Origin of the sequence: Aeribacillus sp. FSL K6-2848 (assembly GCF_038004325.1) — a bacterium.
GTDB classification, from domain to species: Bacteria; Bacillota; Bacilli; order Bacillales; family Aeribacillaceae; genus Aeribacillus; species Aeribacillus composti.
The window spans coordinates 2,835,699-2,858,377 of the sequence record NZ_JBBOQQ010000001.1; the positions used below are offsets into that span (position 1 = coordinate 2,835,699).

Below are 22,679 nucleotides of genomic sequence, written 5' to 3' on the forward strand. Positions count from 1 at the left end.
AGTGTTGCCTTATTAAAACACCCCTTGTACAAATAGGGGTGTTTTATCATATTGATGCTTTAATGATTAATAACGAATATCAAACTTTTGAAAGCCTTCCACTTCATCATGTTCCGTTAATTGTATATTTTCAACTTTTGAAAAAGGACTACCTTTTTGAATAGAGGCAAGAAAGTTCTGTAAATTTTGCTCCTCTCCTTCTGCAACGATTTCAACCGTTCCGTCCATCTTGTTTCGAACCCAACCGGAAATTTGGTGCTCGACCGCTTTTGATTGCGTAAAATATCGAAACCCCACTCCTTGCACACGTCCTGAAACAATGATATGGTATTGCTTCATTTTTTCACTCCTTTCATAAATATTCTTCATTTCTATCTTAATTTATTTTTTACCGAATTTAGATATAAACGAAACGGTTTGTGAAAGAATTAATCAAAAAAGTGATAGTTAAAAAATATATCCAATAGAGGCTGTCTAAAAAATCAAATCCTCATTGAAAAATATCAATCTATCAACATTTCTAAAACATTAAAAGGGCGTCTATAAGCCGAAAAACGACTTATTAAGCATCCCCATCCAAATTATAGAAGGTAAAGTTCATAGGGGGGAATTTACACAATAATTTGGACTTGACCAAAGAATTTTGCAAGTTAAAAAGATAGAAAATCAATATAAGATGGAAAAAATCCAATCACAACTAACGCCAACCGAATGAAAAATATTAGAGTTCATAGATAATACGTGAAATTGCAGATGAAATGTTCATTTCCATCCGAACGGTCAAAAACCATGTCAACAACATTTTAAAAAATGGAAGAAAAAAGCAGCAAAAAAAATTAGGCTTATTTAAAAGGTAAGTTTAGTTATCGAACTTCTTAATTGCTTCTGGAATTACCTATAGGCTTTTTTTATTTATGTGATTTTATATTTAATAAATCACATTCCGTCCTTAGTGATTTTCCTTCGTTGAAATACGATGCCTAAATGACCACAAGGATAGGAAATGAAATGAGGTTTATTCCAAGCTTTCCATAGTTTGATATAGTCTTCATAATTATATGGAAATTTTACAGCATACTGGTTCATTTTTTACCAATACAAATAGGGCTGAAACTATGAATGATATCCAAAGTTCAGCCCTTTTGTAGCAGATTTTTAACTACTTATTTTTTTTTACGGCTTGCAATATCTATCCAGACTGCTAGTACAAGAATACTTCCTTTCACAATGTACTGCCAATAGGTGTCCAGCCCCATAAGGGACATTCCATTATCGAGCGATGTCATGACCATGGCCCCTATAATCGCACCAATAATCGTTCCAGATCCGCCCATTAAAGAGGTTCCGCCAATGACACATGCAGCGATAGCATCTAATTCATACATCTGGCCAGCCGAAATGGTAGCAGAAGAAAGACGAGCTGTTAACACAATTGCTGCAACGGCTGATAACAATCCGCTAAATACAAACAGCATCATCGTGCGACTTTTAATATTAATTCCTGATAAACGCGCAGCTTCTGAATTTCCGCCAATTGCATAAATATGACGGCCAAATGTTGTGTTATTCGCAATAAATGAAAAAATGACTGCCAAACCGATAACAAATATAATGGGAAACGGAATTCCTTTATAGCTGTTCATCGTGATGACGAATAAAACAATGAGTGAGCTAAGAAAAAGTATTTTCATGATTTCCAATGAAAGAGGCATTACTTCAAATCCATAATTTAAGCGAGTTTTTCGTTTTCTTATTGTTAAAATAACCAAAATGACTACTGCTAGTATGGCCAACACAATCCCAAACATATTTGTAAAATAGGCACTTCCAAGGGCAATAAAATTCGCATCAAAAATAGGAATGGTTGTTGATTTCGTTATTCCCATTAAGATGCCGCGAAATGCCATCATACCGCCTAAAGTGACAATAAATGCAGGAATTGCCTGATAGGCAACTAGCCAACCCTGAAGTAGGCCAACAATTGCACCAGCAACTAACGTGACAACAATGACAACAATCGTTGGCATTCCCATCCAGTTACTAAATATGGCAGCAATACCTCCTGTAAGACCTACAATGGATCCGACAGATAAGTCAATGTGTCCGGCAACAATAACGAGAACCATTCCAATCGCTAAAATAGAAGTAACAGACATTTGAGTGAATAAATTTGAAAGGTTACGCGCTGTTAAGAATGTATCGTTCAAAATTCCAAAGAACAGCCAAATCGCAACTATGGCACCAATCATCGTATAAGCCCGTACGTCAATTTTTCCGATTATATCTTTCAACGACTTTTTTTTGACATTTGTCTTTTGTTGAGCCGTCACTTTTAATTCCATTTATTTCCCTCCTCCCGTTGCTGCTGACATAATTTTTTCTTGTGTGGCTTCTTCTTTCGTCAGCTCTTTCACAAATCTGCCTTCGTTCATGACCAGAATTCGATCGCTCATACCAAGTATTTCAGGCAGCTCTGATGAGATCATAATGATTGCGACTCCTTCATTAACCAGCTGATTCATTAATTGATAAATCTCATATTTTGCCCCTACATCAATTCCCCGTGTAGGTTCATCTAAAATTAAAATTTTCGGCTTAGACATCAACCATTTGGCAATAACGACTTTTTGCTGATTCCCTCCCGATAATGCTCCAACTTTCGTTTCGAGAGATGCCGTTTTAGTTTTTAACTTCTGGACAAACTGTTGGCTTGATTTCATTTCTTCATTATGGTTCATAACGCCCCATTTGCTAATTTTTTTCAAACTGGCAAGAGTGGTATTTGTTTTCACATCCATACTTAAAACAAGACCAAAGCGTTTTCGATCCTCTGTCACTAATGCTATCCCTTCATTAATAGCATCTTGAACGTTGCGAATGTGAACCTTTTTACCTTCTATCCATACCTCGCCTTCCCGTTTTCCCTCATATGCTCCAAAAAGACTTGTGGCAAGCTCTGATCTACCAGACCCCATTAATCCAGCTATTCCAAGGATCTCTCCTTTTCTAAGTGAAAAGGAAATATTATCATTTACCTTCATTTTTGGCATATCTGGATGCCAGACAGAATAGTTTTTCACTTCAAGAATCGTTTCTTTTGGAGTTCGTTCAGCTTGCGGATATCGTTCCGTTAATTCTCTGCCGACCATTAAAGAAATAATTTCATCCTCACTTGTTTCATCTTTGGATAGAGTTGCAATGGATTTTCCATCACGTAAGACGGTTATGGAATCAGCTAAACGAAAAACTTCAGGCATTTTGTGAGAAATGTAAATACATGTTACCCCTTTTTTTCTTAATTCCTCTAAAATTCCCATTAATATTTCGACTTCACTCTCTGTTAAAGCAGCTGTCGGTTCATCTAAAATCAATATCTTCGTATTTTTAGACAAAGCTTTGGCAATTTCCACAAGTTGTTGCTGCCCGATGCCAAGTGAATAGATTTTCGTTTGAGGAGCCACATTTAAACCTACTGCATTTAACCATTCGGATGACTCATAAAACAATTGATCCCATTGGATGACGCCATATTTTTTCGGTTCTGCTCCTAGAAAAATGTTCTCTCCAACTGTCAAATCTTTAACGAGTGCAAGTTCTTGGTGAATAATTGCAATCCCTGCCTTTTCTGCATCTTTAATATTGCGGAAATGTACAGGGGTTCCGTTTATACGAATCTCTCCTGAATATGTTCCAGTTGGATATAATCCACTTAATACTTTCATTAACGTCGATTTACCCGCTCCATTTTCACCACAGAGCGCATGAATTTCACCTTTTTTCACTTTAAATGTTACACGGTCTAATGCTTTCACTCCGGGAAACTCTTTTGTTATTTGATCCATCTCTAACGAATACAACCATCTTCCCTCCCATTCGCAGCATGATAGAATGAGAAAGGTCTGACTCTTTTGTAAGAGTCAGCCTTTATAACATTTAATTCTGTTTTGGCCATTGATCTTTTGGAACATTTTGATAGACATCTTCTAATTTGTGAAATCCATCTTTAATGACAGTATCTAGAACATTTTCTTTCGTTACAGCAATAGGATCGAGAAGGACAGATGGAACATCGATTTTACCGTTCGGTATTTTTTGATCTGTTTCGATTTTTTCTCCTTTTGCAACAGCTACAGCTATTTCAGCCGCTTTCGTGGCAATAGCATGAATTGGTTTATAAACCGTCATTGTTTGCGTTCCTTCCACGATGCGTTGCAGCGCAGCCAGCTCTGCATCTTGACCAGACACAGGGATTTTCCCTGCCAGTCCTTGAGCCGCTAATGCTTGAATGGCGCCGCCAGCTGTGCCATCATTTGCTGCTATAACTGCTTGAATATTATTTTTATTTGCTGTTAAAGCGTTTTCCATATTTTTCAATGCTTCTTCAGGCTTCCAGTCCTTTGAGAACTGATCATAAACAATCTTAATATCCCCTTTTTCTTCAAGCGGTTTTAACACATTCATAGCTCCTTCACGGAATAGGTGAGCATTATTATCTGTATCGGCACCACCGATGTATACATAGTTTCCAGTCGGTGCTTGCTTAACAATCTCTTTCGCCTGCATTTCCCCAACTCGAACATTGTCAAAAGATACATAGTAGTCTACATCTGCATTTTTAATCAGGCGGTCATACGAAATAACCTTAATTCCTTCTTTATGCGCTTTGTCAACAATAGCTGCTGTAGCTTCTGCATTATGTGGTACAACAACTAACACATCTACCCCTTCGGAAATTAATTGTTCTGCTTGATTCAATTGAGCGGCATCATCGCCATTAGCCGCAAGCGTTTTTACTTCTGCTCCTAATTCTTTTACCTTTGCTTCAAACAGGTCTTTATCGCGCTGCCAGCGCTCCTCCTTTAACGTATCCATTGAGAAACCAACCACAATTTTGTCGCCATCTTCTTTTGCTTGACTGCTTTTGTCCTCGCCTCCCGATGAAACAACGCCGCATCCTGTTAAAGCAGAAGCTAAAACAAGTGATGCAGCTGCCATCGATAAAGTTTTCCACCATTTCTTCATTTGAAACCCCCCTCGTAATGTTTACGCTTTCATTTTTAAGCCTATCACGCATATGAAAACGATTTCTTTCTTATTTCCTTCACTTTTTCGACTTATAAAGGGACATTTTTCACCTGTAAAAATTTTACTGACTACCAAAATAGGACTCTTTTAATATTTGTCAAAAAAGTGCTAAAAAAAGATCACCCCTCCTGCACGTATAGGAGAAGTGATCGAATTTATCATTTATTTTTCTGCAGTTGGTTTCGATACTCTTTTGGCGTCATTTTCGTAACTTTTTTAAAAACTCGACTAAAATAGTTAGGATCGTTATAACCAACATAATAAGAGATTTCTTTTACGTTAAGATGGTATTGTTTCATCAGTTCTTTCGCTTTTTCAATACGCATATGTGTTAAAAAATCAGAGAACGTTTGGCCCGTTTCCTGTTTAAATCGTTTACTAAAATAGTGTGGATGAAAATTCATCAATTGAGCGACTTCCTCTAGTGTAATATCTTCGTGAAAATGATCAGAAATAAATTGAAGTGCTATATCTAGTCCCTTCGTATTCTCTGAATTTAGTAAAGCTCGATTCTTTTCTTTCTTGTCTGAATCGTGTGCAGCCTCTACTTCTGAAATATGTTTTACCCGTCCAAAATACGGTTGAGATGTTACAGCCAGAAGAGCTTCTTGATATGACTTTTTAAAGCCTTGAATATCCTTTTGCAAAGTACCAATTCCTATTTTAATTTTTTTGTTTGTTCGTTTTTCGATTTCCTTCAACCATTTCATGGAAAGAGTAATCCATTGATTTCTCGTCATGTCCTGATCGGAAGGAAAAGAAAATATCGTCATACGATGATCGATTAAAGGACTGCATATACACTCTTGTTTATTTTTCATATACCTTTTGACAATTTGGTATAAATCTTGTTTCTCTTCCATCTTTATATCGGAAAATTCAATGACAAAGGCTACGCTAGTTCGGTGAGGGATTTTTAACAGAGAAAGCAATTCATCCACGTCTGTTTCTGATACTGCATCCATCATAATCATTAGGGCACATTCGGATTCACTAATTGAAAAAAGGTGTCCCAGCTTTTCTTTCATTTTCAGTTCCTTCTCACGATTTAGCAATTCTTCTTCTAATTCTGATATACATTTTTTCAACACAGAGACAATTTTCTCTTTTTTAGCTGGTTTTAAAATATAATCATTCACACCGAGTTCAATGGCTTCTTTTGCATAGGAAAAATAATCAAATGCAGTTAATATAATGATTTTAATCTTAGGATTTTGTTTTTTTATTTCTTCAATCGCCTCCAGTCCTTGAATACCAGGCATTTTTAAATCCATAAATATAATTTCCGGCTGATGCTTTTCCATCTGTTGTATCGCCAATCGGCCATTTTCAGCATGAAAAATTTGAAATTGATTGGGCAAACATTTTTGAATCATCAATTCTAACCCTTCACGCTCTAGAGGTTCATCATCTGCAATGAGAAGTTTATACATGCATCTTTTCCCCCCTTACTCTTGGTAATGACAACAAAATCGTGGTGCCGCGACCTTGCTTGCTTTTAATATCCACGATATCATGTACTTGGTAAAATAATCGCAAACGTCGAAACACATTTTCCATTCCTAATCCTGTTGAATGTCCTGTTGATTTTTTAATTGAAAAAGATGGTGACTCGAGTATTGTTTTCACAATTTTTTCATCCATCCCTACACCATTATCCGAAATTTTCACCAACACTCTTCCTTCTTTTTCTTTGACGCTTAACTCAATAACAGCTCCTGATTCCATTGATTCGATCCCGTGGACAAAAGCATTTTCAAGCAAAGGCTGAATCGTAAGTGCAGGTATTGATTGGTCTAAACAATGATTATCAATCTCCATTTGAAATGAAATACGGTCACGAAATCGTGCTTTTTGTATGGCAAAATACTCTTTTGCATTTTCAATTTCTTCACGCAGCATGACAGGTTCGTTTAATTTCCGCAAATTATATCGTAATAAATTGGAAGTAGAAATGGTTAGTTCACTCGTTTTTTCAGCTCCTTCAATATATGCAAGCTTTGAGATCACATTTAATGTGTTAAATAAAAAGTGCGGGTTAATTTGACTTTGAAGTGCTTTTAACTCTAATTCTCTCATTAATTTTTCTTTTTCTAGTATTTCCATATTTTTAGAGATTAATTTTCGTAAATTTTCAATCATCTGATTAAACACTTTTCCTAGTACCCCAACCTCATCATTTGGCTGGTATATAGGCACGTTCGTATTTAAGTCTCCCGCAGCGACTTGTTTAGCTGTTTGAACAAGCTGCTGAATGGGAATGACGATACTTCGAGACAGCCAGATAGCAAATACGATACTTAATGCTGTGGTTACAATAAACAAACTTCCTCCCCATTTATTCATATTTTCGTTAATTGCCAACATACTATTATACACAGGCTGGTATTCACTCAATTCCATGTCTACTAGTTGTTGGCTATCCTCCCGAATGAAAGAAGCAACTCTTTCTATTTCTTTGAATTGATCAGCTTGATCCAGAAATTTTTTTTCTTTTAAGTTTGTTAAAATAGCTTCTTCCAGTTGGAGAAAAGTATTGATCATATTTTTGTAATTATCAACTACTAAAGCATTACTGGCCGAATTGTTGCTTAAATTATTTTGCAGAGCTTCTAAATTAGCTTTATGTTTAATTAGCAAGTTAAGATTTTCTTTGTCTTGATATATGAGATAGCTACTTAAATAGCGAAGATTTTCTTGAGTTTCATTGGAAATTTGTTTGTATAAGTAAATACGATGGACCATGAAGTCATAGCTCTTTTGAACTTTTTTTCCACTATCAAAAATAAAAAATGCTATAGTATTGAGTAAAATGACGAGCAATGGAATAAAGATAAACAATTTTGTCCGTATATTCACGGTGTTACCTCCATTTGTACGTTTGATGCATCTACTTTTTTGCTTGAAGTAAAATATACGTTTGGAATAGGTTGTCCTTGCAAATGCTTGGACATTAATTGAACAGCAATAAAACCTATTTCATATGGTTTTTGAATGATGGTTGCTGTAATCTCTCCTTTTTTTATTGCCAATAATGTTTCTTCGACGTCATCAAATCCAAAAATTTGAATATCGGATCGTTGCAAATTTTTCACAGCCACTGTCATACCAATTGCATCTAAAGCACTTGTCCCAACCATCACTGAAATATCGGGATATTTTCTTAACATAATATCAGCTTGAATGGACGCTTGTATTCTCGAAATATTGGATGCTTGGACTTCCACTACTTCTAACCTTGGATGTTGTTTAATAACTGACAAAAAACCATCTAGTCGCTCCTGTTGATTGTCAGATGATTCACTCCCAATAATAACCCCAATTTTATGCTGCCCTGTTGTCATATCTACCACGGTTTTCCCAAGCAATTGACCAGCTGCAAAATTGTCTGTCCCTACATAGGAAAGACGACGGCTCGCTTTAGCATCTGTATCAATTGTGATAATTGGAATATTTTTGGATATTGCTTTATTAATGATTGGAGTAAATGTTTCTTCATCCAAACTTTGAACAATGATTCCATCTACTTTAGAAGCAATTGCTTTTTCTAATAACTTAATCTGTTCTTCAATACTTGTTCGTAACGGAGCGACATATTCAACTTCTACTTGAAACTTTTTTGCAGCATCCTGAGCACCTTTTTCTACTTTCCGCCAGTATGGATTATCGAATTCTTGAGCAATAAGAATAAAATGCGGAGGTTCTTCATGTAGGGAAACCCTTTTGTCAAGAGCTTCCACTGTCTCTTCCATCTGCTTTGACGTCCATATAAATTGAATAAAAACATATAGAAACAAAATAATTAAGAATAAAAAAGTTAATGTCCATCTTTTGTTTGACATATATTTCACCTTTAGCTCAAATAAATTGTAACCGTTTACAGTTAATCCGATTAAATATTTTGATAATCTACAAGCCTTATATCTATTAATATTATTATAAACTAGTGCGATTTCCTTTTTATTTTTCATAAATTTCTCATGTATGACTCCTCATAGGGAAATAATTCATAGCTTTTGTCTTACACTGATCGCTTTTTCCCTTTAGGAGTCTCGCGAATTTCACTTTAAATGAGGATAGCTTTCCATTGAAACATCGTTCTACTATTTTTCGGTAAAAAGGTTAAAAATTAATTATCAAAAATGTTACGGCCGTAGCTTTTTGCATACAAATTTCCATCCTCTAATCACCATTTCTTTACAAAATGAGCCAATGCCAGCAAAGGAAAAATATATTCATAGCTTGGATAATGAATGTAAAATCCGCCAGGTAAGCCTTGACCTTTTGGGTATGTGATTGTCCATGAATTTTCATCTTTTGAATTTAATAAATAGTTCACTGCTTGATTCATTTGTGGTGTAACCGTTTCTTCTGCCGCTGCCAAAGCGTCTAATGCCCACGCGGTATGCACTCTAGTACTAGCTGGTAAAGGGATAAATTTTTTCTGTATATCACTTTTACAAGACTCTCCCCAGCCCCCATCGTCATTTTGAATGGAGTATAACCATTTCACAGCCTTTCGTACGGCAGGGTGATCTCTTCTCACCTTTACTGCGATTAAGCCTGTTAATGCACACCATGATCCATAAATATAACAAATTCCCCATCGTCCATACCAAGAACCATCGCTTCGTTGATTTTTTAAAAGCCACTTTACCCCTTGTTTTATAAACGTTTGATTGTAGCTTGATCGTGTAAAATTCCCTAAAAACTCCAACGTTCTTCCCGTTAAATCAGGCGTTGATGGGTCAAGAAGCATTTTTTCCCCGCCTTCTATCGGAAGCCAAGATAGCGATGACTTATTGACATTTTTTTCGAACGATCCCCAGCCTCCATCATCGTTTTGCATAGACAGGAGCCATTTCATTCCTCGATCCCAAAAGGAGCGATTATTTAATGCTTCTTTTCGCAACGCGCGTAAAGCCGCTGTTGTATCATCAATATCCGGATTCATCGTATTAATATTTGAAAATCCCCATCCCCCCGGTATTTGATACGGATTATGAACAGCCCAATCACCATATAGATAGTGCTGGCGAGAAAGCAAATATTGATTTGCTCTTTGAATAGAAGCTGACGCAGATGGTACACCAGCTTCTTGTAATGAATAGCTTAATAATGCCGTATTCCAAACAGTTGCCGTCGTGTATTGAATCTGAGTGTGTCCATCTATTGTTGTCTTCATTGACTTTAGCCCTTGAACAGCCCGAACAATAACTGGATGCTTTTTCGAATATCCTAGAGCCATCAGAGCAAAAATCATTAAAAAGTTGAACTAAAGTAGCTATAAAAGGTACCATCTTGTTCAATTCGATTTAACATATATTGTTCTGCTCGATGTAATGCCAATCGATGAAGCTCAAAAGGAATACCTACTAATTGTTTCATGCCGTCATATATAAACGAAAAAAAAGAACGCCATTCAGAAGAGTCCAAGTCCCAAAGGTCTTCATTTCTATGAACATATAAGTCTGATAAGTCAGGAGTATGCTTTGTCTTTATACTAAACTTGCGATCAGCAGCAATCAATATTGGTATTAAATTGGCTCTTGCATAAACGGAAAAGTCAAAAAAATTTACAGGAAAAGTAGTTGGAAATAAAATGAATTCGATCGGCAGATGAAAGGATTTAGGCCATTTGATTTGGTCCGTTAAAGCAAGCATGACTTTCGTAAACATATTTACTTTTCCAATGCCACCATGGTTTATGATAAACTTCCTAGCTAGTCGCATGTTTGTATTGTTTTGATCGATGAATCCCGAATAAAGTAAAGCATAGTATGCTTCAACTGTTGTGGATAGATTTCCCTTCTCTTCATCGTAAAACAGCTTCCATGCTCCGTTTTTCTCCTGTTTACTTAATATCCTGTCAACGAGTGATTGAATGAATTGTTCATCATGAATTTCCAATGTTCGTAATAAGATAATCATATAACAATCTGTGGCAATACCCGTTTCAAATGGGAAATCCCAAGCACCGTCAAAATTTTGCCTCTTTAGGATTAATTCCGCCAATCGATTGATTTCAGCTTCAATTCGTTGTTTCATCCTATTCACCACCACTTCATGTAGTAAGTTTTAGCTTATTCCTATACATATTCAGCTTTTATGGAAGCTATTCGATGAGGGAGGAATAGGATGGTCTTTCCATGGTTGAACAACAATAAATTGATCGATCAACAGCTTTTGAAAATTAAGGAAGATCTCGTCGAAAAAATGAAATGTAACGTAAATCAGCCTATGCCTCCATTACAAACATGGGAACAAAACATCATCGATTCCATTGTGAACGTGACAAATACACTCAACACTAACAACGTAACTAGAACAGCTGCATATTTAAATTTTTATATCAGGCATCCAGACATCCATTGGGCGCTCTTAGGACATATGGTTTCCCGGAATGGAGGATGGCATATGACCGATTTAAAAGGAGACTTGTTAACAAGGCTAATATCAGAAAAGGAGCAAAAAAACTACTTTTTATTTTTAGAACGTGGAAATTGGTTAATCTTTCAAGATGTATTCCCGCAATTTTTACTTTATCACCACAGCTTGCGCATGAAACGAAACTTATTTTACCTCCTCCCCTATTTAAACGTATCAACATTTATGGAAACAATCTGGAATCACTATTGGGAAAACAGAAACTATTATCTACTGGCAATCGCAACGGTCATCAATGAACAAAACTATTTAGAAAAACATGTTATTCAAAATCATCATTTTCAAAAGACCGTATTAAACACGATTGGTTTCAAGCTTTATGATTTTTTGCGATTTAATCACATCATCTTTCCGTATGTTGAAAATGAAACAAAGCCTGCTTTAATCGGAGCGACGCTGCAGCATTTTGCATCGCTTCATGAACGAATTATGTTAGGTAAACGTTTATATTCTTTGCTTTTTCACCAAGAGAACGTTTTACAAGGAGTGCTGCGTTGGGCAAAAAAAAATAAGCATACAGGTTCGAGAGCAGATTACTGGGGGCTCCTCTTTCATCATGTGAAAGAATCATTGCCAGGCACAATCTATAAACGAAGGACAAAAAAGTGCGAGTTGAAAAAAGGAGAGCCGCGCATTTACAGCCCTCAATTAAAATTCGCTTGGGGAAATATCAAACACGAAGACGCGGACAGTGGAGATTGGTTCCATGATTGGAAGGTCATCCACTATTTAAAAGAAGAAACATTTTCAGGCGGGGATATTTATGAAGATTATTGTAAAACAATCGAAAAAATTGAACTTACCATCATGGCGAAAAAAGCAATTTTTCTTAGAAAGGAATAACATTGCTTTACTTGCTGCAGCACTTTTTGCCTCTTTACTTGGAACATACTTAGATTTGATTTTTGTTGAATGCAGATTTTACGCCTTTCCAAAACGATTGTTCCCGAAAATCTTCTCTATTAACATCTTGTTTACGCTCGTCATTCTACCTATTATCACCGCCTCATTTTTAATCGTCATGCATAAAATCCGTCCTTTTGTTCGCCCAATCCTATTTTGCTTGATTGGTATTTTAGCCTGCATTTTTGAACAAGCGGCTGAACGAGCGGGCGTGTTTATCCATTCTTCTAATTGGAATCATTTCTATTCTTTTTTTGGATATATCCTTTTCTTTATAATTATATGGAGATTTTACAGCATACTGGTGAATTCTCCCGAAAACAATTAGGGCTGCAACGTTCAGCCCTTTTGAAGCTGTCGATTACGGGAAAAGAGGCTCCCAATAAAAGGATCAATGAGATCTTTCTGGAGAATGATAAATCGGTGATTTTTTCGGTCTTGACAATAATTGATGTTTTATGCCCGACAGCATAATTAACGGCATCGATTTTGAAATGGCTGAAGCATCCAGCAAAAATATTATTATATTTGATTTAACACATAATGTTCCAGTTCGCTTTCGCTGTATTGATTGGCAACTTGATGAATTTTCCCGTTTTTCAGCAATAATATTTCATCAGCCAATTTATGGGCGATCGGGATCATATGCGTGGAAAGAAGAACAATATTTCCCCTTCTGGCATAAGAAACGAGCTTCTTATAAGTTTCAGCAATGTTAATCGGGTCTAAAGATACTAGCGGCTCATCCAACAGCAATACCTTCGGTTTTAGTGAACTACCCTCCACTTACCACCCTTGCGGGTCGCTTGAAGTGGGGGCTTCTCGGGTAATCCTATCTAACGATAAGAAATTGACCGAGCTTACCCTCTCGTTCCGAAAGTTATTATTCTTTATGCTAATATGCGTAATCCTTCATTTTTGATATTGATTGCTGAATTGTGATCACGATCTAATACAAAACCGCAAGAACATTCATATACACGTTTAGATAATGGCATTTCTTTTTCCTTGCCACAACAAGAACATTTCTTAGTAGAAGGGAACCACTTATCGATTTTTACAAGTTGTTTCCCTTGTTCTTTTAGCTTGTATTCTAAGAAAGTAGTGAACATACCCCAGCCATTATCATGAACACTTTTTCCAAAATTGAGGGCTTGAGACATTCCTTTCATGTCTAAGTCCTCAATGATAACTGCGTCATAGGTTGATGCTAATTCTTTTGATTTATGGTGAAGAAAATTCTTGCGTTGATTGGCAATTTTCTCTTGTAACTTTGCTACTTTCAAACGTTGTTTTTCCCAACGTGCAGAACCTTTTTTTCTGCGAGAAAGAATTCGTTGTGCTTTTGCCAGTTTGTCTAATGCTTGTCGATAGTACCGTGGGTAATTGGCTTTCTCACCCTGTTCACTCTCGACATATAGACCGTCCATAGCAAAATCTAAGCCAACTACTTTTTGAATCTTTACTGACTGAATATCTTTCTCGTATTCTGTCAAAATCGAAATATAATATTTACCTGTCTTTGTTTTAGAAATAGTACAAGATTTGATTTTATAATCAGCAGGTATTTCTCTATGTCGGTTCATTTTCATTGGCTTTTTGATTTTTGGTAGTTTGATATGACCATTTTCTAGCTTAATATTGCCGTTGACCATATTGGTTGTGTAAGATTGTTTATTTTTCTTGCTTTTGAATTTAGGAAACTCCGCACGACCTTCAAAAAAGTTCTTATAAGCATTTTGCAAATTGATCTGTGCGTTTGCTAAAGCTAAAGAATCCACTTCTTTTAGGAATGGAAATTCATCTTTGTATTTCGCTGGTGTCGGGAATGCTTGTTGTTTAAGCGTTTCTTTATCGTTTTTGAATTTCTCATACGTTTCCTTACGTTCTTCCAGCATCTTATTGTAGACAAAGCGAACACAACCAAATGTTTTGGCTAATTGGATTTTCTGTTCTTTATTCGGATACAAACGAAATTTGAAGGCTTTGTTTTGTTTGGCCATATCAAATCACCTCACTTCTGACCTTGATTTTCAATGTATTTTTTTATGACTTCTATTGGTGCACCGCCTGTTGTAAGCAGGCAAAAGCTTCTTGACCAAAACATCTCTTTCCATAGTCTTTTTCGGATATGAGGAAAGTTTTTCTTTATCAGTCGAGAACTTGCACTCTTATAAGTATTGATGAACTTCGATAATTCAGAATTAGGATGTGCTTTGAATAGGATGTGGATATGATCCTTATCATGATTCCACTCTGTCAAAGTAATGTTGTATTTTTTTCCGATCTCAATGAACATATCTTTTGCAAAATCAGATATTTCATCGGTGAACACTTCTCTGCGATACTTTACAACTAATACAAGATGATAATGTAATAGGAACACTGAATGATTATTACTATCCAATTTCATTGATATATCAATCCTTTTTTATATATAAGACTGATTATATCAAAACCTTTGGCTAAAGCCAACCGAAATTCATCTCCCACCTACTCATTGGGCTACGCCCTGCACATTCCTTGAGGATGGGAGACTTCTTTCGGAAATCCGTTAAAAAAGCAACGGCTAAAGCCAGCTGGTGCTTCATTCCATGTGAATAATTGATGACCAGTTCGTGGATAAACGACTGAATTCCTTGTTCTTCACAAAACCTTTCCAATTCATCTTTCGACATATTCAAATGATAGATTTTTTGAATAAAATCTAAGTTGTCAAAGCCAGATAAAAAATCTAGAAAAATTGGCTTCTCTGAAACATAATGAACAAGCTCATTAAGCTTTTTGTTATCTTTTATTATAATCGTGCCGGAATCATAAGCTAGAATGCCGGACAAAATTTTCATCAATGTCGTTTTTCCCGCACCATTCCTCCCTAATAGACAATAGATATTATTTGGTTCTAATGTAAATTGAACTCCTTTTAATATTTCCATTTTCGCCCGATACGACTTTTTTAAATCCGCAACTTGAATCATCTTTTTCAACCCTACTTTATGTTAATTTTTAACATTTCCCTCTATATTTAAAGAGGAGACAACATAATCCCATTGTTGATTCTTAATTGAAGCTGACTGCAAGCCAACGCGACCGCTGTCTTCCCAGCCTATATAAAATGAAGCGAAATGTTGATAAGCTGTCCATGACCGATCGCTGTTGAAAAAGCAGCAAAAATTAGCATAGTGAATAATGTGACAAAAATGGTGCGTTTTATTAATAAATTTTCGTAGAAGCCGATTGTTTAGGTAAATTCCAAGCACGCCATCATTCAAAAATCAATGAAATCGCTCATAAAAGAAGCCTCTTATTCGATCGATTTTATGAAAAATTAAAAATAAAATTGTACAAACACAAATGAGACTTAGCATTTCTCCTAAAAATAAATTGTTTAAACCTATTAGACGCAGCAAGGATTTTATAGCAGCAACGAAGGCAAAAAAGAGAACGATTAAAATCCCGCCTAATTTTTCAAACGCTTTTTCGTCAATAAAATATTTTTCAAATTGATAAATAAACGTACAATAAATGATTAGACTGGAAAATATAAAGGCAAATCCTAATAAAATAAAGGATAATGCTGCCAGATCAGCAGATATCAACTTCGCAAAAATTAGTAAAATCACCACAATGAAGTATTGAACCCATAAAATATACGAAAACATAACAGACGTTTGAATGATCGAAAGTTTATGTCTTTTACAAAGCAAAATGATATTCGAATGATTATGATTCATGAATAGAGAAATAAATAGAAAAACTGTAAAAAGGGATATATCATTCACCTTTATAGGAAGAGATTCGACAAATAGAAACAGCAGAACAGTTAATGTATACGTCACGAAAAAATGGCTGTTGATGATCCCGTTTGATCTTATATAATTGAAAAAAATATATAATGACTTCTTTTTAGGCAAATGGTATTTAGAAAAAGATCGTATTATTTTCTTTTCAATGAATAAATAATCGCAGGCTTTATGAAAGAAAAACAAGCAAATTCCTATTAAAACAATGCCCAGCCAAAACAGCCATCCATGTATTCTCAACTCATATAAATTGACTTCGGTAGGGACAAATTTTATTACAAAATCCGCAAAATCTCCGTGAATAAAATAACGAACGGCAGAACCAACAAAAAATTCAAGATCGTCTTTTTTTCCATTGATGAATAAACAGAGAAGCAAATAAATGAAAGAAATAATGAACCGATTGCTTCCAAAGGGGTAGCTTCGCTTGAACACAAATAATAAAAATTTTATAAATGCCAGCACAAACCCATAGAAGAACAAAAATGAAAAGATTTGCAGAAGAAAAACAAAGCCTGCATAGGAGTTGTAATATGTCTGTACGATAAAAAAAGGCAATGACATGAGCAAAAGAAACAGCCATATTAAAAAAAAGCCTAAAAATTCATTAGTGATGATCAATTTCTTCTTTATGTCTGCTGAAAATCTGCTTTCAATTGCAAAATTGCGAATTTCATCGCTGACACCGCTTCCAGCCTGAATTATACACAGCTGCAAAATATATAAGATAATCAATAAATTCAATGTTTTTATGGGCAAGGAAATATGGTGAAACAAGATTTGGAATAAGACCGCAAGTACAAACCAGAATATATAAGCAGCCAAACATACAAAAACAGCATATCTTTTCAGTATTTGAAGGATCGGGTTAAAAATATTAGACTTCAATCCAATTCCATCGCTTAAATAAAAAAGCCTGTTTATAAATACTTTGATGATTTTATTCGTTAATAAATAGCATAATTTTAAATACATGTCTTATCATACTCGCTTACACAAGTTTAGATCGGTTTTCTCGTGAATAAGGATGAATCATGTGATATTTTAAGAGTACTAAATTTTAAAAGCTGCTTTTAGTGCACCCTTTATAATAAACTGCAAACTTCATCCTGATGCCATATTAGAAAAGATCACGTCACATAATGTATTCTTCATCAAATACGCAACCTCCTAAAAATGTAAAAGCCAAATAGACGAATAAAGAAAAAATGGTGAAAAGGAGTGGCTTTTTCCAGCTTAAATTCGCCATTCTTTTCAATAGAATAAAAAGAGCAAAAAGACCTGAGAGTAAAAACGGATTGGCTAAAATGAAAAAAATATTCGAAGTATCTCGGAACATAAACAATTGCCAAATAATCGATAACGCTAAAAAAGAAGTGAAAATAAGATAAACTCTATAAAATAAAGAAAATTGTAAAGGAATTCTAAATAGAAATTTTACGAAAAAATGAGTAATGGAAGCTCCTACAAATAATTGCATTATGACTGATAATATAATAAACACGAGGACAATTCCGAAAATTGCATAAGCCGGCGCCCCTTCTTTTTTCAGCATGATTGGAATATTTTCCGCCTCTGAGCCCATCGATATATAGATGGACAGAATGATCGAAATGAACGACAATGTAAAAGCAATAAAAAACAATACATAGCTGGAAAATTTATTATCCTTTATCCATTGGATCATTTTTTATCACTCATCTCGCTTTTTAGCAAATGAATTATAAGTCTAGTTTTATATCTTAATGGAATATATAACCTTTATTTGAATTTATAGTAATTTATGTTGAAATTTTTATCAAGAAAAATTTTGTATTTTTCTTTTTCAAAATGAAAAATAGCAGAACGGTGCTCACGAGAAAGGAAAATCATGGCGAAATGAAAAAGCATCGGTTAAAACCGATGCTTTTTATCGTTATTTATTCAGCCAATCTGTATGGAAGATGCCTTCTTTGTCAACACGCTGATACGTATGAGCGCCGAAATAATCGCGCTGTGCTTGAATTAAGTTTGCCGGCAATGTTTCAGTGCGGTAGCTGTCATAATAAGCAAGAGCTGCAGAGAAGCACGGCACTGGAATTCCTCTTTCGATGGCAATCGCAATAACTTGTCGTAAAGCTCCCTGATAGCTTTCAACAATTTCTTTAAAATAAGGGTCCAACAGTAGGTTTGGAAGATCAGGGTCGCGATCGTAAGCGTCTTTGATTTTTTGCAAAAACGCTGCGCGGATGATGCAGCCGCCGCGGAAGATCATGGCAATATCGCCGTATTTTAAATTCCAATTATATTCTTCGCTTGCTGCTTTCATTTGCGCAAACCCTTGAGCATAAGAACAAATTTTACTCATGTACAGCGCTTTTCGAACGGCTTCAATGAGTTCTTCCTTGCTTCCTTCATAAGGCCGTACATTCGGTCCGCTCAACAGTTTGCTTGCTTTAACACGCTCTTCCTTCATGGCGGAAATAAAACGGGCAAATACTGATTCAGTAATGATCGGAAGAGGGATTCCTAAATCGAGCGCGTCTTGGCTTGTCCATTTTCCTGTTCCTTTTTGCCCGGCGGTGTCAAGAATGACATCGACAAGCGGTTTTCCTGTTTCTTCATCGATTTTTGTGAAAATATCTGCTGTAATTTCAATTAAATAGCTGTCGAGCTCTCCTTTATTCCATTCAGCAAACACTTCATGAAGCTCTTGAGCATTTAACCCAAGAACATGTTTTAAAATGAAGTAAGCTTCGGAAATTAATTGCATATCTCCGTATTCAATGCCGTTATGCACCATTTTTACGTAATGTCCTGCTCCATCTGGACCAATGTAGGTGGTGCACGGCTCACCATTTACCTTAGCGGCGATCGCTTCAAAAATTGGACGCACAAGCTCATGAGCCTCTTTTTGTCCTCCCGGCATGATGGAAGGGCCTTTTAAAGCTCCTTCTTCCCCGCCGGAAACCCCTGTGCCAATAAAATGGATGCCGCGTTCAGCGAGCTGTTTGCTGCGGCGTTGAGTATCTTTATAATATGTATTTCCGCCGTCAATTAAAATATCTCCTTCATCGAGATATGGAAGAAGCTGTTCAATAGTTGCATCAGTCGCAGCACCCGCTTTAACCATTAGTAAAATTTTTCGAGGCTTTTCAAGAGAATTGACAAATTCCTCTATACTATACGTTCCGACGATTTTTTTTCCTGCTGCTTCTTTTAGCATTTCGTCTGTTTTTTCTGAAGAACGGTTGTAGACAGAAACGCTGTAGCCTCTGCTTTCAATATTCAATGCTAAATTTTTTCCCATTACTGCTAATCCGATAACACCTATTTGCTGTTTTGACATATGAATACGTCCCTTTCTATTTCGAATAACTATTCTACAGAACTGAAAATACCATAATTAATAGATTGTTTTCAAGTCAAAGCCATATACAAAGTACAGGTTTAAAAAACTTATTTAAAGAAAAAATCTTTCCCGAAGCTCGAGCCGAAAGAATCAATCTCTTTATGCATGCTCAGTCCTTTTTTGATAATTCCTTCTCCATATTTTTCAGACAATTTTTCTATCGCCTGATGGAGCGGTTCATTTTTCGCTTCTTCTTCAAAAGTAAATAGATCAAGCTGTTTAAAAGCATTTTTTTTGTGCATCACATCCTGCCCTGTTATGCCGAGCAGGCGCACAGGCTCGTTTTTCCACAGCTTTTGAAAAACAATCAAAGCATGCTGGAAAATTGTTCTTTCATCATCGGTTGGGTTTTCTAATTTCATACTTTTTGTTACAGTCGTCCGGTCTTTATAGCGAAGCATCACTGCAACTTTTGTCGCTACCGCCTCTTTTTTCTTCAATCGGAGACTTACCGATTTCGCCAAACTTTTCAGGGCATTCTTTAACTCTTCTTCATTTGTTGCATCTTCGGGCAGCGTCATCTGATTTCCGACGCTTTTAAAATCATAAACGGACGATGGATCAACCGGGCGATGGTCAATGCCGTTTGCTTTTTCTTTTAACCTTAATCCATTAATACCAATTATTTTTTCTAGTTGAACGTCGTTTCCTCTTGCAAGGTCACCGATTGTCCGAATTCCGATCTTCTTTAATTTTTCAGCTGTTTTCGCCCCTACGCCATGCATCTCTTCTACATCAAGAGGCCACAATTTCTCTTTAATATCCCTCTTCCTTAAAACCGTTATGCCTAAAGGCTTTTTCATATCAGAAGCTGTTTTAGCCAAAAATTTATTCGGGGCAATTCCGATGCTGGACGGCAGCTCCAACTCATCAAGAAGCCGCTGTTGAATTTCTTTTGCCAGATCGAGCGGATGTCTTGCGACGTCTGTGACATCCATATATCCTTCGTCTATAGAAACCGGCTCTACAATCGGTGTGTATGAACATAAAATCGCAAACATTGCTTTCGATGCTTTTCGATAACGATCAAAACGGGGCTTTTTGACAATTAAATTCGGGCAAAGCTTCTTTGCCTCCCATACTGGCATGGTCGTCTTTACCCCAAACGCTCTAGCTTCATAGCTGCAAGTCACAACAATTCCTTTCCTCTCCTCCGGGTTGCCGGCTATCGCAAGCGGCAGCCCTTTTAACGACGGATCAAAGGCAGCCTCAACAGATGCGTAAAAACTATTCATATCAATATGCAAAATAACGCGGCTCATACACATCACCCAATATCATTGTACCATACATAAATAAAAGAGGCTCCCTTGTTCTTTTGAATGGGCGGACAGAGCTGAATGAAGCTGGCATTTCTTGCTGCCTGCTATGCAAATGCTTAAAAAATAAAGGAAAGGGGGTGTCTAATAAGTCGTTTTTACGGCTTATTGACACCCCCATTAATGTTTTAGAAACGTTGATATATCGGTGTTTATGATTTTTTATTTTCAATGGCGATTGGACTTTCTAGACAGCCCCGGGATTTCAAAATATAATTTTAAGGTAAATTCGTCGCTCCCATTAAGAAGCGATCCACTTCCCTTGCGGCACCTCTTCCCTCATGAATCGCCCAGACAATCAAGCTCTGTCCTCTTCTTGCGTCACCTGCGGCAAATACGCCTTCTACATTTGTTGTAAATTTGCCGTACGGAGCGTTCACTTTCCTGTTTACCGTTTCAACGCCAAATTGCTTCAGAACAGGCTGTTCCGGCCCTTCAAAGCCGATTGCGATAAAGACTAAATCGCACGGCCATACTTTTTCTGTGCCGGGTATTTCTTTAAACACCGCATTGCCGTTTTCATCAAATGATTTTTCCATTTGAATCGTATGCAATTCTTTTACATTGCCATTTTCATCGCCGACAATTTTCTTTGTTTGGATGCAAAATTGACGAGGATCCTGTCCGAATTTGCTTTTGGCTTCCTCATATGCATAATCTAACGTAAAGACCAGCGGAGCTTGAGGCCATGGATTGCCTTCCGCCCGCTCCTTCGGCAAGGCTGGATGTTTACCAAATTGCACAACGCTTTTACACTTTTGCCGCAATGCTGTCGCTACACAGTCAGCACCTGTATCACCGCCGCCAATGACGATGACATGCTTATCTTTTGCATCAATAAACTTTTTGTCTGCAAAATTAGAATTGAGCAGGCTTTTCGTCGTTTCTGTTAAATAATCCATCGCAAAGTGCACGCCGTTTAATTCTCTTCCTTCAATCACAAGATCACGCTGCTTTTGCGCTCCTGTGCATAAAACAACAGCATCATATTGGGAGCGAAGCTCATCAGCGGTGATGTCTTTGCCTACTTCCGTATTAGTTATAAACGTAATTCCTTCTTCTTCTAAAAGACGCACTCTTCTTTCAACAATTTCCTTCTCAAGCTTCATATTCGGAATACCGTACATTAATAACCCGCCGATTCGATCAGCCCGCTCATAAACCGTAACGGAATGTCCCGCTTGGTTCAATTGATCCGCACATGCCAGACCGGCAGGACCTGACCCAACAATAGCGACTTTTTTACCTGTGCGCTTTTCAGGAATTCTCGGCTGAACCCATCCTTCGTCAAAGCCCTTATCGATTATTGCGCGCTCGATGCCTTTAATGGCAACAGCAGGATCTGAAATCGCAACCGTACAAGATCCTTCACACGGTGCAGGGCAAACCCTTCCGGTAAATTCAGGAAAATTATTTGTTTTTAAAAGACGGTCCAGCGCTTCCTTCCATCTACCTCTATAAACAAGATCATTCCATTCAGGGATTAAATTATGAATCGGACAACCTGATGTTAAGCCGTTGATCTCCATTCCCATATGACAGAAAGGCGTCCCGCAGTCCATGCAGCGGGCACCTTGTCTTGCAAGTGTTTCATTTGAAAACGGGAATGAATATTCCTTCCAATCATCAAGGCGGGAAAGCGGATCACGTTTTTTCTCTTCTTCGCGTACATACTCCATAAAACCTGTTGCTTTTCCCACGAGTCTCCCCCTCCTTTTCATCCATTCACTA

General features: G+C 36.7%; 19 protein-coding genes and 1 pseudogene. 3 read left to right on the top strand and 17 right to left on the bottom strand.

Annotation, left to right across the window (positions count from 1 at the left end):
• Positions 1-66: 66 nt before the first annotated feature.
• Entirely contained in the window at positions 67-339 is a 273-nt protein-coding gene (locus tag NSS70_RS13695; protein ID WP_094246179.1) for an acylphosphatase, read from the bottom strand.
• Positions 340-746: 407 nt separating this feature from the next.
• On the opposite strand from NSS70_RS13695, the gene NSS70_RS20890 reads away from it, so the two are divergent.
• Positions 747-857 (top strand): hypothetical protein, encoded by a 111-nt coding sequence (locus NSS70_RS20890; RefSeq protein WP_445290600.1) that lies wholly within the window; start codon positions 747-749, stop codon positions 855-857.
• A 306-nt stretch (positions 858-1,163) separates the two neighbouring features.
• On the opposite strand, the gene NSS70_RS13700 is transcribed toward NSS70_RS20890, so the two are convergent.
• From NSS70_RS13700 to shc, 7 genes and pseudogenes are all read right to left on the bottom strand, one after another.
• A complete protein-coding gene (locus NSS70_RS13700; RefSeq protein WP_327874122.1) occupies positions 1,164-2,342 on the bottom strand; it encodes a sugar ABC transporter permease in 1,179 nt (392 codons plus the stop codon).
• Positions 2,343-3,842 (bottom strand): xylose ABC transporter ATP-binding protein, encoded by a 1,500-nt coding sequence (locus NSS70_RS13705; protein WP_130157813.1) that lies wholly within the window; start codon positions 3,840-3,842, stop codon positions 2,343-2,345.
• A 91-nt stretch (positions 3,843-3,933) separates the two neighbouring features.
• Complete coding sequence (xylF, locus tag NSS70_RS13710; protein WP_063388155.1) at positions 3,934-5,022, bottom strand: D-xylose ABC transporter substrate-binding protein; 1,089 nt, start codon at positions 5,020-5,022, stop codon at positions 3,934-3,936.
• 221 nt (positions 5,023-5,243) lie between these two features.
• Positions 5,244-6,518, bottom strand: coding sequence for a response regulator (locus NSS70_RS13715; protein WP_066247636.1), 1,275 nt, complete (start codon positions 6,516-6,518; stop codon positions 5,244-5,246).
• On the bottom strand, positions 6,511-7,944 hold the full coding sequence (locus NSS70_RS13720) for a sensor histidine kinase (protein ID WP_144596820.1): 1,434 nt from the start codon (positions 7,942-7,944) through the stop codon (positions 6,511-6,513). The genes NSS70_RS13715 and NSS70_RS13720 overlap by 8 nt, the downstream gene beginning before the upstream one ends.
• Positions 7,941-9,056, bottom strand: coding sequence for a sugar-binding protein (locus tag NSS70_RS13725; protein WP_340881795.1), 1,116 nt, complete (start codon positions 9,054-9,056; stop codon positions 7,941-7,943). The genes NSS70_RS13720 and NSS70_RS13725 overlap by 4 nt, the downstream gene beginning before the upstream one ends.
• A 215-nt stretch (positions 9,057-9,271) precedes the next feature.
• A pseudogene (shc, locus tag NSS70_RS13730) lies at positions 9,272-11,133 on the bottom strand (squalene--hopene cyclase).
• Between the two features lie 90 nt (positions 11,134-11,223).
• On the opposite strand from shc, the gene NSS70_RS13735 reads away from it, so the two are divergent.
• A complete protein-coding gene (locus NSS70_RS13735) occupies positions 11,224-12,375 on the top strand; it encodes a DUF2515 family protein (protein ID WP_340881797.1) in 1,152 nt (383 codons plus the stop codon).
• A complete protein-coding gene (locus NSS70_RS13740; protein WP_340881798.1) occupies positions 12,296-12,763 on the top strand; it encodes a CBO0543 family protein in 468 nt (155 codons plus the stop codon). The genes NSS70_RS13735 and NSS70_RS13740 overlap by 80 nt, the downstream gene beginning before the upstream one ends.
• Before the next feature lie 194 nt (positions 12,764-12,957).
• On the opposite strand, the gene NSS70_RS13745 is transcribed toward NSS70_RS13740, so the two are convergent.
• The 9 genes from NSS70_RS13745 to NSS70_RS13785 form a co-directional block, all read right to left on the bottom strand.
• Positions 12,958-13,221 (bottom strand): hypothetical protein, encoded by a 264-nt coding sequence (locus NSS70_RS13745; protein ID WP_340881800.1) that lies wholly within the window; start codon positions 13,219-13,221, stop codon positions 12,958-12,960.
• A 104-nt stretch (positions 13,222-13,325) separates the two neighbouring features.
• Positions 13,326-14,438, bottom strand: coding sequence for an RNA-guided endonuclease InsQ/TnpB family protein (locus NSS70_RS13750; protein ID WP_003353586.1), 1,113 nt, complete (start codon positions 14,436-14,438; stop codon positions 13,326-13,328).
• A gap of 11 nt (positions 14,439-14,449) precedes the next feature.
• Positions 14,450-14,848, bottom strand: coding sequence for an IS200/IS605 family transposase (gene tnpA / locus NSS70_RS13755; protein WP_094245197.1), 399 nt, complete (start codon positions 14,846-14,848; stop codon positions 14,450-14,452).
• Positions 14,849-14,900: 52 nt separating this feature from the next.
• Entirely contained in the window at positions 14,901-15,413 is a 513-nt protein-coding gene (locus NSS70_RS13760) for an ATP-binding cassette domain-containing protein (protein ID WP_340881801.1), read from the bottom strand.
• Between the two features lie 297 nt (positions 15,414-15,710).
• Positions 15,711-17,213: a hypothetical protein gene (locus NSS70_RS13765; protein WP_340881802.1), complete on the bottom strand. Its 1,503-nt coding sequence runs from the start codon at positions 17,211-17,213 to the stop codon at positions 15,711-15,713.
• Between the two features lie 160 nt (positions 17,214-17,373).
• Complete coding sequence (locus NSS70_RS13770; protein ID WP_340881803.1) at positions 17,374-17,925, bottom strand: hypothetical protein; 552 nt, start codon at positions 17,923-17,925, stop codon at positions 17,374-17,376.
• Positions 17,926-18,153: 228 nt separating this feature from the next.
• Positions 18,154-19,566, bottom strand: coding sequence for an NADP-dependent phosphogluconate dehydrogenase (gene gndA / locus NSS70_RS13775; protein WP_063388147.1), 1,413 nt, complete (start codon positions 19,564-19,566; stop codon positions 18,154-18,156).
• A 110-nt stretch (positions 19,567-19,676) separates the two neighbouring features.
• Positions 19,677-20,897 (bottom strand): DNA polymerase IV, encoded by a 1,221-nt coding sequence (locus NSS70_RS13780; protein WP_066247697.1) that lies wholly within the window; start codon positions 20,895-20,897, stop codon positions 19,677-19,679.
• Between the two features lie 269 nt (positions 20,898-21,166).
• Positions 21,167-22,648 (bottom strand): glutamate synthase subunit beta, encoded by a 1,482-nt coding sequence (locus tag NSS70_RS13785; RefSeq protein WP_063388146.1) that lies wholly within the window; start codon positions 22,646-22,648, stop codon positions 21,167-21,169.
• Positions 22,649-22,679: the final 31 nt, after the last annotated feature.